The organism is Streptomyces taklimakanensis (assembly GCF_009709575.1).
Lineage (GTDB): Bacteria > Actinomycetota > Actinomycetes > Streptomycetales > Streptomycetaceae > Streptomyces > Streptomyces taklimakanensis.
Window position 1 is genome coordinate 3953084 of record NZ_WIXO01000001.1, and the last position, 13274, is coordinate 3966357.

Sequence of the window (13274 nt, forward strand, 5' to 3'; positions counted from 1 at the left end):
CACGGCGGCCCGCCTCACGCCCGGTCGACGTGCACGTTGGTGGCCTTCACCCGGGCCACGGCCTCCATGCCCACCGTCAGCCCCAGCTCCTCCACGGCCTCCCGGGTGACCAGGGAGACCAGCCGGTGGGGGCCGGCCTGGATCTCGACCTGGGCCGCGACGTCGCCGAGCCTGACGGCGGTGACGATGCCGGGGAAGGAGTTGCGGACGCTGGTGTGCGACTCGCCGTCCTCGTCGCCCTCCCCGCCCGCGGCGAGCGCGACGGCGAAGGCCGCCAGGTCGTCTCCCGCCACCAGCCGCCTGCCGCCCTCGTCCCGGCGGGTGGGTAGCCGTCCGGCGTCCGCCCAGCGGCGCACCGTGTCGGCGCTGACACCGAGCAGCCGGGCGGCCCGGCCCATCGAATAGGAGCGCATGTGCGAAACGCTACGGTTCCACGGTTGGCAGACGCAAGGCCGACCGCCCGGTTCGTGCCGCATCCGCGAGGCTCAAGGGGGCGGGCCCGTTCTCAGAGCGCCTTCCTGCGGGTCAGATGCGTGAAGGACAACCAGCCGGGCAGGACCGGCAGCCAGAACGTCATCAGCCGGAAGAGCAGGACCGCCGGGGTGGCGATCTCCTTCTCCAGCCCGAAGGCGATCAGCCCCGCGATCAGGGCCGCCTCCACCGCTCCCAGACCGCCCGGGGTGGGAGCGGCCGACCCCAGGGCGTTGCCCGCGAGGAAGACCACCGCGATGCTCGCGTAGCTCAGCTCGCCGCCGAACGCGCGCACCGACGCGTCCAGGCACAACACGAACGAGACCGTCAGCAGCAGCATCCCCCCGATGCCGCTGAGCAGCTTCTGCGGCCGCTGGACGACGTCCAGCATCCGCGGCACGACCCCCGCGAACAGCGCCCGCACCCGGTTCACCACGAACTTCCGCAGCGCCGGGACCGCCGTCACGATCAGGGACAGCACGGCCGCGGTCAGCAGTCCCGCGATGACCGTCCGGGACGGGGAGAGGGTCGGGGTGTGCTCGGTCCCCGTCAGGTAGCCGAAGGTCAGCAGCAGCACGATGTGGCTGCCCAGGCCGAAGAGCTGGGACGCGCCGACGCTGGCGACCGCGTGGCCGGGACGGACGCCGGCGCGCTGCAGGAAGCGGGTGTTGAGAGCGACGCCGCCGACCGCGGCGGGAGCCACCAGCTTGACGAAGGAGCCGGCCACCTGGGCGGCCACCGTGCGCGGGAACGACACCTTCTCGGGCACGAAGCCCAGCAGGCTCAGCGCCGCCGCGACGTAGGTCAGGGCGGAGAAGAGCAGCGAGGCGGTCACCCAGCCCCAGTTCGCGCCGCCGATGACGTGCCGGAAGTCGACGTGGGTGAGCTGCGACAGCAGGAAGTAGGCGGCGAAGGCGCCGGCGATGAAGCTGACCAGCGTGCGCGGCCTGACCCGCTCCAACCGGGCCGGCTGCATCGGCGCCTGCGGACGGATCAGCAGCACCTGCCGGCGGATCTGCGAGAGCAGGTCCTCCTCGCGCGCCTCCTCCAGCGCCTCCATGACGGCCTGCTTCTCGGCGTTCTTCTCCGCCCGCAGCGACCGACGGTCGCCCGGCCGGCCCCGGCCCTCGGGATGGCGCAGCTCCCGGCTGTGGCGGGAGGCCTCGATGGCCGCCTCCCGCTCGTGCCGCGCCCGCTCCTTGCCCAGCTTGCGCAGGGTGGCGCGGGTGCCGCGGCTGAGGGCGATCGGCTGGAGGAGGGGGAGACTGTCGGCCACCGCGTCCGGGCCGAGCACCTCCACCGCCGCCGCCACCGAGCGTTCGGCACCGACGCGCAACCCGAAGGTGGTCAGCAACTGGGCCACGTCCATCCGCAGCACCAGGTCGCCCGCCGCGATCTCGCCGCCGCTGAGGTCGGTGAGGAAGACCGCGCCGGAACGGTCCACCAGCAGGGCGTCGTCCTCCAGCCGTCGGTGGGCGATCCGCCGCGACTGGATGGCCCTGACCTGTTCCCAGGCCGCGCGCATCAGCTCGTCGGTGATCTCCCGGTCCGACAGGGTGTTCAGACAGCGCCCGTCGATGTGCTCGTAGACGAGCATCACCGCGTCGGGGCCCAGCTCGGAGGTGGCGATCAACCGGGGAGCGTTGGCCCCGGCGGCGATGGCCGCGTACGCCAGCAGCGCCTCCTGCTCCAGGGCCTGGCGCAGCGACTGGAGGCTGCGGCGCTGGGTGATGCCGCGCAGCGCCAGTCGGCGCCAGGCGCGGTAGAAGTAGCCGTGCGCCTGTTGTTCGCGGTCCACCACGGTGACGTCCAGCGGCGGACCGTCCTCCAGGGTGACCAGGTAGCGGCGGCTGCGCTCGGTCTGGTCGCTCCGCTCGGCCTCGGGCGGGTCCTCGCGCAGCGCCCGTACGGGGGCGAAGCCGACGCGCCGCAGCCCGGCCATCAGGGTCTGGCCGGTGGGGCGGACGTTGGGGGAGCCGACCGCGTAGAGCGTGCCGTAGGCGACCGTCCAGCCGATCAGCACGGTGACCAGGATCGAGAACGGCGTGGTGTAGCCGCCGACCAGCACCGCGAAGGCGTCCAGCAGCAGCACGACCCACAGCAGGACGCGCCAGCGGGGGCGGCGGGCCATGCCGACGGCCGTCATGTAGGCGATGACGGGGGCGAGGTAGCCGTGCACCGGATCGGTGAGCCCACCGCCGGGGGCCGGGTTGATCAGGGCGTCCCGGACGGAGGAGGGGGCCGCCTCGGCCACCCACAGATCGGTGACGAGCGACACACCGTGCGCCAACACGGCGGCGAGCACGCCGTCGGCGATGCGCAGTCCGTCCCGTTTGACCAACCGCTCGATGGCGAAGGCGACCGGCACGATCAGCACGGCGACGCTGGAGGCGAACCCGGCGAAGCGGATCAGCAGCAGCGGGGCCTGGCCGGCGCCCTTGTCGATGTCCTGTTCCAGGCCCGCGGTGGTGCCGTGGGCGAAGGCGGCGATGGTCAGTACGACGGCGATGCCGAGGACGCCGAGCAGCAGCCGCACCAGATCGGAGGGGCGGTGCACCCGGGCGGGGAGGATCGGCTCGTCACCCTCCAGGTGCTCCGGTCCCGGAGCGGCCGGGGTGGCCGGCGGCTTTCCGAAGTCGCCTGTTCCGCCCGGTCGGCGCAAGGGGGCGGTGGAGCGGGGCCCCTCCCTCGGGGGGCCGTCGCCCTGCTGTTCCTCGGTCTCTCTTCGGTCCCGTATCACCTGTCACCGCCGGGACGATGGTGGCACGAGGGGGTGGCGGGCCGGTGTGCGAGGTCGCTTTTCTCCGTGGAAAGCGGGCTTTGAGCGTGTCGTGGGCATCTTTGCGCGCCGGGGCGTGACGTCCCCGGCGAATCCGCCGGCGAACCCGCCGGCGGGGACGTCGGGCGCGGGGGCGCCGACCCCGGAGCGGGGCGCCGGCGGCATGGGGCACCATGGCCGCCATGAGCGGTCCCGTCGGCGAGTTGCCGGAGTACGCGGAGAAGGTGCTGACCGTGGTGGAGCGCATCCCACCGGGCCGGGTGATGACGTACGGCGACATCGCCGAGTGGCTGGAGGAGGGCGGTCCGCGGCAGGTGGGCCGGGTGATGGCGCTCTACGGCGGCACGGTCCCCTGGTGGCGCGTGGTGCGGGCCGGTGGACTGCCACCGGTCTGCCACGAGGGGCGCGCGCTGACCCACTACCGCCGGGAGGGCACCCCGTTGCGCGGCGGCGCGACGGAGGGTGACCCGCGCTCCGTGCGGATCGACATGCGCCGGGCCCGCTGGGACGGGGCCGGGAACGACTGACGCGCCCCCCGGCACGCCTCCCGGCGCACCCCCCGACGAGCCGCCGGCCGCGCGGACGGCCGATCCGGCGGACGGGGGCGCGTACGGCACACCGGGCGTCCTCGGCGCCCCGGACACAGGAATCCTCACATTCACCAGCTTCCGTCATGCCGGTACCGTCCGTGCGACGCACCGTCCGAAAGGGGCACGAAGGGGACGGGCTGCGTCCCGGCAGTCGACTGGCGTACCGTCTGCACCATCCAGCACAGCGACCAGGACCGGCGATCCACGTGAGCTCCTCCCTCGAATCCGACACGTACCGACTGGTGCGCGACCTGCCCGGTCCGGTGTGCCCCCCTGCACTGGACGCACACCAGCGCGCGGTGGTTGAGCACACCGACGGGCCGCTGCTGGTCCTCGCGGGCCCCGGCACCGGCAAGACCACCACGCTGGTGGAGTCCGTCGTCGAGAGGCTGCGGCGCGGCACCGACCCGGAACGCGTCCTCGTGCTCACCTTCGGGCGCAGGGCCGCGGTCGAGCTGCGGGACCGGATGGCCACCCGGTTGACGGGCGCCGCCCCGCGGGCCCCCCAGATCACGACGTTCCACTCGTACTGCTACGCACTGGTCCGCGCCCACCAGGACGCCGACCTGTTCGCCGAGCCGCTGCGCCTGCTGTCCGGCCCCGAGCAGGACCTGCGCATCCGCGAGCTGCTGGCCGGGCAGGCCGCCCTGGAGGACTCCGGACGCGGCCGGGCCGGATGGCCCGACGAGCTGCGCGCCTGCCTGACCACCCGCGGCTTCGCCGACGAGCTGCGGGCGGTGCTGGCCCGCAGCCGGGAACTGGGCCTGGAGCCGGACGCCCTGGCCGCCTTCGCCCGCCGCGCCGGCCGCCCCGACTGGCGGGCCGCCGCGGCCTTCATGGCCGAGTACCTGGACGTCCTGGACCTCCAGGGCGTCCTCGACTACGCCGAGCTGGTGCACCGGGCCGTGCTGCTCGCCGAACGCGACGAGGTCGGGGCGCGGCTGGCCGCCCGGTACGACGCGATCTACGTCGACGAGTACCAGGACACCGACCCGGCGCAGGTGCGGCTGCTGCGCGCGCTGGCCGGCGACGGGCGCACCCTGGTCGTCTTCGGCGACCCCGACCAGTCGATCTACGCGTTCCGCGGTTCGGACGTGAACGGCATCCTCGACTTCCCGCAGCGGTTCCGGCGCCGCGACGGCGCGCCCGCGCCGGTCGCGGTGCTGCGCACCAGCCGTCGTTCCGCCTCGACCGTTCTGGAGGCCACCCGGCGGCTGACCACCCGCATGCCGCTCACCCGGCTTCCGGCCGAGGCCGTCCGCGCCCACCGCGAGTTGTCCGCTGTGCGGGAGGGCGGCCGGGTGGAGGTGTACACCTACCCGACCCCGGGCGTGGAGCTGGACAACATCGCCGACCTGCTGCGCCGTGCCCACCTGGAGGAGGGCGTCCCGTGGCGGGAGATGGCGGTGCTGGTGCGGGCCGGTCACCGCACGCTCCCCTCGGTGCGGCGCGCGCTGACCTCGGCGGGCGTCCCCGTGGAGTCGGACGGCGACGACGTGCCGCTGCGCCACGAGCCGGCCGTCGCACCGCTGCTGACGGCGCTGCGCGTGGTGGCGCGGGCCGCCGCGCTCGACACCTCCGGCGCCCCGGACACGTCCGACACCGCGACCGAGGAGTCCGACGGCCGCTGGATCGACGTGGAGACCGCGCTCACCCTGCTGACCTCACCGCTGGGCGGCATGGACGGAGCCGCCCTGCGCCGGCTGGGCCGCGCCCTGCGCGAGGAGGAGCGCGCCGCGGGTCGCGCCGTCCCTCGCCCCTCGGACGAACTGCTCGCCGAGGCGCTGGCCGAGCCCGAGCGGCTGGCGGCGCACGATCCCTCCCACGCGCGTGGTGCCCGGGAACTCGGCCTGTTGCTGCGCAGGACGCGCGAGGCACTGGTGGAGGGCGCCACGGCCGAGGAAGCGCTGTGGACGCTGTGGAACGGCACCTCCTGGCCGGACCGGCTGGAGCGGGCCGCCCTGCGCGGCGGACCGGCCGGCCGCAACGCCGACCGCGACCTGGACGCCGTCTGCGCGCTGTTCGCCGCCGCCGCCCGGGCCGAGGAACGCGTCGGCGGGCGCGGCGCCCTCAACTTCCTGGAGGAGTTGGACGCCCAGGACATCGCCGGCGACACCATCGCCCCCCGCGCGCTGCGCCCCGACGCCGTGCGGCTGATGACCGCGCACCGTTCCAAGGGACTCCAGCGGCGACTGGTGGTCGTCGCCGGGGTGCAGGAGGGGCTCTGGCCGGACCTGCGACGCCGCGGTTCCCTGCTGGAGCCCGACCGCATAGGCCGCGACGGGCTGGCCGAACCGCTCACACCGGGCGCGATGCTGGCCGAGGAGCGCCGGTTGTTCTACGTGGCGGCCACCCGCGCCGCCGACCGTCTGGTCGTCACCGCCGTCCGGGCCGCCGCGGAGGACGGCGACCAGCCCTCACGCTTCCTGACCGAACTCGGCGTCGAGCCCAGGGACGTCACCGGACGGCCGCCCCGCCCGCTGTCGGCGGCCGCCCTGGTCGCCGAGCTGCGCGCCACCACCGTCGACCCCGACGCCTCCCCGGCGCTGCGCGAGGCCGCCGCCCGCCGGCTGGCCCGGCTGGCCGCGCTGCGCGACGACGACGGGGGTGTCCTCGTCCCCGCCGCCCACCCACAGCGCTGGTGGGGGTTGTACGAGCCGACCCGCTCGGCGGTGCCGCTGCGCGACCGGGACAAACCCGTCACCCTCTCGGGCAGCGCCCTGCACCAACTGTCCGAGGCCTGTTCGCTCCAGTGGTTCCTGGGCCGTGAGGTGAAGGCCGAGCCGCCCTCCTCCGCCGCCCAGGGCTTCGGCAACGTGGTGCACGTGCTGGCCGACGAGGTCGCCTCCGGAGGTACCCCGGCCGACCTGTCCGTGCTGCTGGAGCGGCTGGACACGGTGTGGGACTCGCTCGCCTTCGAGGCGCCCTGGAAGTCGCGGCAGGAGAGGGAGAACGCGCGCGCCGCGCTGGAGCGCTTCCTGCGCTGGCACGTGATGGAGCGTGACCTCGGACGCGAGACGATCGCCACCGAGCACGGCTTCGACGTGACGCTGGAGGCGGGTGGCCACCGGGTCCGCGTCCGCGGCACCGTGGACCGCGTCGAGCGCGGGCCCGACGGTCGGGCGTACGTCGTCGACTTCAAGACCGGGAAGAACAAGCCGACCGCCGCCGAGGTCGAGCGCCATCCCCAACTGGCCGTCTACCAACTCGCGGTCCGCGAGGGCGCCCTCGACGACGTGGACGCCCCCGAGGGCGCTGGGGGAGGCCGGCTGGAGCCGGGGGGCGCGGAACTGGTCCAGTTGCGGATCGGGGCGCCGAAGAAGGAGGGCGGCGACGCGCTCCCGGCCGTGCAGCGGCAACGGGCCCTGGGCGAGGACGGGAACGGCGAGTGGGTCGGGGAGTTGCTGGCCGACGCCGCCGGTCGCGTCCTGGACGAGCGGTTCACACCCTCCCCGGGACGGCACTGCGGCACCTGCTCCTTCCGCGGGGCGTGCAGCGCGCGGCCCGAGGGGCGCCACGTCGTGGAGTGAGGAGCGGGGCCGGGCGGAACCGGGCGGGGCCGGACGGAGCCGGACGGAGCCGGGCGGGGCCGGGGAACCGGCTGTCGGTGCCCTGTGGTCCCATGGTGCGACGGCACCGCGGGGAAGGCGCGGGGAGAGCGCGGGCAAGGCGCGGAGCACGGGGAGGCGGGGAGTGGTCGTGAGGAAGGGCGCCCTGGCGGCGTTGACGGCGCTGGCGGTCTGCGCGTCGGTCGCGGGAGTGACGGGCTGTTCGAACGGCGGTGTGCCACGGCCGGACGGGGAGCTCCCGCTGGGGCTCGGCGGGACGCCTTCGGCGAAGGCCCCGGACACCGGCGACGGCGGTACGGACACGGCGGACCTCCCGGACGGCGGGAGCGGCCCCACCGCGCCGGCGGACCGCTCCGCGGCCGAGATAGCCGAGGCGATGTCCGAGGCGATGGACGGCCTGCGGTCGCTGCGGATCACCGGGAGCCTCACCGACGGCGGCGAGCGGATGGGCGTCGACATGGTGCTCACCGACGACGGCCGGTGCTCCGGGTCGATGACGGTGAACGGCGGCACCGTCGAGATCGTCGGCACGGACGAGCGGATGTACCTGAAGGGCGACGAGCGGTTCTGGAAGGGCCTCGACGGCGGAGCCCCCGGGGGGCAGGGCGCCGTCGAGATCCTGGAGGGCCGGTGGATCGACGCCGGGGACCGCGGGTCCGACGGCGACTTCGAGGGGTTCTGCGACCTCGCCGGTTTCCTGGAGGCGACGGGCGTCTCCGACACCTCCAGGGTGACCAAGGGCGAACCGACGCGGATCAACGGTCGGGAGACGGTCCCGCTGATCGAGCGGAACGGCCGTGAGACCACCACCGGCTACGTCGCCAACGACCCCGACGAGCCGTACCTGCTGCGGATGGAGAACGAGGGCGGGGACGAGCCCGGTGTGATGGACTTCACCGATCACGACGAGGAGGTCGAGATAGAGGGGCCCGATCCCTCCGAGGTCCTGGATCCGGGCGACATGGGGAACCGAGGGCCGACGGAGAACGTCTGACCCGGCACCGCCGCCCGCCGGCACCGGAGTTGACGGGGCGTCGCCCTCCCGGAACGGCCGCTCCCGGCGGTCGGTCCGGGGCCCGTCGGCGCCGCCCGGCGCGGTCCGCCGTCCACCGCGCCGCGACGACTGTCGGCGCGGCGCGCTAGCGTCGTGCGGGTGCCCGCACAGCTCACCGATCCCGACGACCTCCGGCGCCTCCTCGGCATCCCCTTCACCGCCGAGCAGTTGGAGTGCATCACCGCACCTCCGGCGCCGCAGGTCATCGTGGCCGGAGCCGGGTCGGGCAAGACGACGGTGATGGCCGCCCGCGTCGTCTGGCTGGTGGGCACCGGCCAGGTCGCCCCCGAACGGGTGCTCGGCCTGACCTTCACCAACAAGGCGGCCGGCGAACTGGCCGACCGGGTGCGCAAGGCCCTGCACCGCGCCGGCGTGTCGGAGCCGGACCCGGTCGACCCCGACCACGCCCCCGGCGAGCCGCGGATCTCCACCTACCACGCCTTCGCCGGGCAGTTGTTGACCGAGCACGGGCTGCGACTGGGCATCGAGCCCTCGGCCCGGTTGCTCGCCGACGCCACCCGCTACCAGCTCGCCGCCTCCGTGCTGCGCACCGCCTCCGGACCCTTCACGGCCCTGACCAAGTCCGTCGGCGAACTCGTCCGCGATCTGCTGGCGCTCGACGGCGAACTCTCCGAACACCTGGTGGAACCCGAGAGGCTGCGGCGGTACGACACCGACCTGCTCGACCTGTTGGAGAGCGGCGAGGTGAAGCTCACCAACGCCGCCCTGCGCCGGGTCCCCGAGACGGCACGGGGCCGGTTGGAACTGCTGGGCCTGGTGGAGGAGTACCGCCGCCGCAAGCGGGAGCGCGAACTGATCGACTTCGGCGACCAGATGGCCCTGTCGGCGACGCTGGCCCGGGACGTCCCCGAGGTCGGACGGATCCTGCGCGAGGAGTACGCCGTGGTGCTGCTCGACGAGTACCAGGACACCTCCGTCGCCCAACGCGTCCTGCTGGCGGGGCTCTTCGGATCGGGAACCGGCCACGCCGTCACCGCCGTCGGCGACCCCTGCCAGGCCATCTACGGCTGGCGCGGCGCGTCCGTGGCCAACCTCGACGACTTCCCCGAGCACTTCCCCCACGCCGACGGCACCCCCGCCCGCCGGCACGCCCTGAGCGAGAACCGCCGCAGCGGCGGGCGGCTGCTGGAGCTGGCCAACGGCCTGGCCGCCCCGCTGCGCGCCCGCCACGCCGGGGTGGAGGCGCTGCGCCCCGCCCCCGGCGCCGAACGCGACGGCCTGGTGCGCTGCGCCCTGCTGCGCACCCACGCCGAGGAGATCGCCTGGCTGGCCGACTCCGTCGCCCACCTGGTGAGGACCGGCACCCCGCCCGGCGAGATCGCCGTGCTGTGCCGCACCGCCGCCGACTTCGCCGAGATCCAGGGCGCGTTGGTGGCCCGTGACGTGCCGGTCGAGGTCGTCGGCCTGTCCGGGCTGCTGCACCTGCCGGAGATCGCCGACCTGGTCGCCATGTGCGAGGTCCTCCAGGACCCGACGGCCAACGCCTCCCTGGTACGGCTGCTCACCGGCCCCCGCTGGCGCATCGGCCCGCGCGACCTGGCCCTGCTGGGGCGGCGCGCCCGGCTGCTGGTCCCCGGCGGGCCGTGCACCCCGGACGGCTCCGTGGACGTCGAGGCGCGGCTGGCCGCGGCCGTGGAGGGCACCGACCCGGCCGAGGTGGTCTCCCTCGCCGACGCCCTGGACACCTTCCTGGAACCGGGTGGCCACGAGGACTCGCTGCCGTTCTCGGCCGAGGCCCGGGTGCGGTTCGCCCGGCTGGCCGCCGAGATAAGGGAGTTGCGTCGCTCGCTCGCCGATCCGCTGATGGACGTCCTGCACCGGGTGCTGTCCGTCACCGGCCTGGAGATCGAGCTCTCCGCCTCCCCGCACGCCCTGGCCGCCCGCCGCCGCGAGACCCTGGGCACCTTCCTGGACGTGGCCGCCGGCTTCGCCTCCCTGGACGGACAGTCCACCCTGATGGCCTTCCTGGGCTTCCTGCGCACCGCCGTCGAGTACGAGAAGGGACTGGACGGCTCGCTGCCCGGCGGCGAGAACACCGTCAAGGTGCTCACCGCGCACAAGTCCAAGGGGCTGGAGTGGGACGTGGTGGCCGTACCCGGACTGGTGCGGAAGAACTTCCCCAGCGAGCAGGCGCGCGAGTCCTGGCTCGCCCAACCCCGGGTGCTCCCGCCCGACCTGCGCGGCGACGCGGCCACCCTGCCGCGGTTGGAGGGCTGGACGGCGAAGGACCGGAAGAACTACGACGAGGCGGTCAAGGAGCACCAGCACACCGAGGAGCTGCGCCTGGGGTACGTCACCTTCACCCGTCCCCGTTCCCTGCTGCTGGGCTCGGGCCACTGGTGGGGGCCGAGCCAGAAGACGCCGCGCGGCCCCTCGGCCTTCCTGACGGCCCTGCGCGAACACTGCGAGGCCGACCCCCGGCACGGCGAGGTCGAGCACTGGGCCGAGGAACCGGCGGAGGGCGAGGAGAACCCGGCCCTGGAGGAGGCGGCCGAGGAACGTGCCTGGCCGCTGCCCCTGGACGAGGAGGCGCTGACGCGCCGCCGTCGCGCCGCCGCCCGGGTCGTCGCCCACCTGGACGGCCGGACGCTGCCCCGGCCCCGTACGGAACCGGTCGACGGGGCGGGCGACGACGGACCGGAGGCGGCGGAAGCCGCGGAAGCCGCCGAGCTGACCCCCCAGGAGGCACGGCTCGTCGCCTCCTGGGACCGCGACCTGGGTACTCTCGCCGCCGAACTGCGCCGGGCGCGGTCGGGGGTGCGCGAGGTGCCGCTGCCCGCCTCCCTGTCGGCCACCCAGCTCGTCCGCCTGGCCACCGACCCCGACGGTTTCGCGCGGGACCTGGCCCGCCCCATGCCACGGCCGCCGCGGTCCGCGGCGGCCCGGCGCGGTACCCGCTTCCACGCCTGGGTGGAGTCCCGCTTCGAGGAGCTGGAACTGCCCCTGCTCTACCCCGAGGAGCTGCCGGGCGGCGAGGACGGGGAGGACGGCGAGGACGGCGAGGAGAACGCGCCGCGCGGCGCGGCCGGCGCGGCCCGCCCGTCGGCCGCGGAGATCGACGACGAGAAGGACCTGGCCGAACTGAAGGAGGCCTTCGCCCGCACGCCCTACGCGCACCGCACCCCCCACCGGGTCGAGGAACCCTTCCAGCTCACGCTCGCGGGGCGGGTGGTCCGCGGCCGGATCGACGCGGTGTACCGGGACGAGGACGGCGGGGGCTTCGAGATCGTCGACTGGAAGACCGGGCGGTCCCAACGGGCCGATCCCCTCCAGTTGGCCGTCTACCGCCTCGCCTGGGCCGAACGGCACGGACTGCCGCTGTCGGCCGTCCGCGCCGCCTTCCTCCACGTCCGCAGCGGCGAGCTGGTCCGGCCCGCCCGGCTGCCCGGCCGTGCCGAACTGGAACGGCTGCTGTCACACGGTCCGGGGGAGGGGGAGGCGCCGGGCGAGCCGGACGGGGCCGGGATCCCGGAGGCCCGGCGGGGCACGGCGGCCGATTCCGGTACGGGTGGGGCGTCCGGATAGGCTCGGGGGTATGAGCGCCACCTCGGCCGCTCGTGGACGACGCCGTCCTCGCGCACACCCCGGGCCGGCCCGCCCTCCGTACGGAAGGCGGGCGACCCGACCTTCCCGGAGCGGGGGAGCGGACGCGGGACGGCCCGACGACCGCCGAACGCGCACGAACCACCGCTCACGTCCCAGGGGAAGTTGGAAGCAGCCGTGATCACCTGGCCCGACCACACCACCGACCACCGCCCGATCGCGCTCACCGCCACCGGTGGCATCGACCGCGCGGCCCACCACCGGCTGGACGAGGCGTGGCTCGGGGCGGCCTGGAGCCACCCGACGACCCGCTGCTTCGTGGTGTCCGGCGGGCAGGTGCTGATCGAGGACACCGAGGACGGCCGCACCGAATTGGTGACCATGCCGTCCTTCGACGCGCCCCTGACCGAGGCGCACCGTTACTTCCTGGGCGTGGACGAGGACGGCGTGCGCTACTTCGCGCTCCAGAAGGACTCGTTGCCGGGACGGATGGACGGCGCGGCCCGTCCGGCGGGGCTGCGGGAGGCGGGCGCGCTGCTCTCCGAGCGCGACGCCCAGCTGATGGTGCACGCCGTGGCGCTGGAGAACTGGCAGCGGATGCACCGCTTCTGCTCGCGCTGCGGCGAGCGGACGGCCATCGTCGCGGCCGGCCACGTCCGCCGCTGCCCGGCCTGCGGCGCCGAGCACTACCCGCGCACCGATCCCGCCGTGATCATGCTGGTGACGGATCCCGAGGGGCGGGCCCTGCTCGGTCGCCAGGTGCACTGGCCCAAGGGCCGCTTCTCCACGCTCGCGGGCTTCGTCGAGCCCGGCGAGTCGCTGGAGCAGGCGGTCGTGCGGGAGGCGGGTGAGGAGGCCGGGGTCGCGATCGACCGGGTCGAGTACGTCGCCAGCCAGCCGTGGCCCTTTCCGTCCAGCCTGATGCTGGGCTTCGTGGCGCACGCCACCTCCGCCGAGATCCGGGTGGACGGCGAGGAGATCGAGGAGGCCCGCTGGTTCTCCCGCGAGGAACTGCGCGACGCGTTCGCCTCCGGCGAGGTGCTGCCGCCGGCGGGCATCTCGATCGCGGCCCGGCTGATCGAGCTGTGGTACGGGGAGCCGCTGCCGCTGCCGTGACCCGGGCGGGACACGGCGGACCGGGCACCGCACAGCCGGAGTGAGACGCGGGTCACAGGAGTCGCCGGGAGAGGTGACGGGGTTTCGGGGCCGGCCGGCGGCCGGGCGCGGGCCGACGCGCGGAGGGGGCG

General features: G+C 74.9%; 7 protein-coding genes. 5 read left to right on the forward strand and 2 right to left on the reverse strand.

The window, feature by feature from the left end; translation table 11 throughout:
- Positions 1 to 14: 14 nt before the first annotated feature.
- The gene (locus F0L17_RS17600) at positions 15 to 413 is read right to left on the reverse strand and encodes a TOBE domain-containing protein (RefSeq protein ID WP_155071823.1); all 399 of its coding nucleotides are present in this window, start codon (positions 411 to 413) and stop codon (positions 15 to 17) included.
- A gap of 92 nt (positions 414 to 505) precedes the next feature.
- Positions 506 to 3061, reverse strand: coding sequence for a lysylphosphatidylglycerol synthase transmembrane domain-containing protein (locus tag F0L17_RS17605; RefSeq protein ID WP_238420667.1), 2556 nt, complete (start codon positions 3059 to 3061; stop codon positions 506 to 508).
- A gap of 371 nt (positions 3062 to 3432) precedes the next feature.
- Here F0L17_RS17605 and F0L17_RS17610 point away from each other — a divergent pair, with 371 nt between their 5' ends.
- The 5 genes from F0L17_RS17610 to nudC all read left to right on the forward strand — a co-directional run bounded on the left by F0L17_RS17610 (position 3433) and on the right by nudC (position 13143).
- A complete protein-coding gene (locus F0L17_RS17610; RefSeq protein WP_155071825.1) occupies positions 3433 to 3777 on the forward strand; it encodes an MGMT family protein in 345 nt (114 codons plus the stop codon).
- A gap of 269 nt (positions 3778 to 4046) precedes the next feature.
- A complete protein-coding gene (locus tag F0L17_RS17615; protein ID WP_338018125.1) occupies positions 4047 to 7370 on the forward strand; it encodes an ATP-dependent helicase in 3324 nt (1107 codons plus the stop codon).
- A 169-nt stretch (positions 7371 to 7539) separates the two neighbouring features.
- On the forward strand, positions 7540 to 8403 hold the full coding sequence (locus tag F0L17_RS17620; protein ID WP_155071827.1) for a hypothetical protein: 864 nt from the start codon (positions 7540 to 7542) through the stop codon (positions 8401 to 8403).
- A gap of 159 nt (positions 8404 to 8562) precedes the next feature.
- On the forward strand, positions 8563 to 12009 hold the full coding sequence (locus F0L17_RS17625; protein WP_162466341.1) for a UvrD-helicase domain-containing protein: 3447 nt from the start codon (positions 8563 to 8565) through the stop codon (positions 12007 to 12009).
- 195 nt (positions 12010 to 12204) lie between these two features.
- On the forward strand, positions 12205 to 13143 hold the full coding sequence (gene nudC / locus F0L17_RS17630) for an NAD(+) diphosphatase (RefSeq protein WP_162466342.1): 939 nt from the start codon (positions 12205 to 12207) through the stop codon (positions 13141 to 13143).
- The last annotated feature ends 131 nt before the right edge of the window (positions 13144 to 13274 follow it).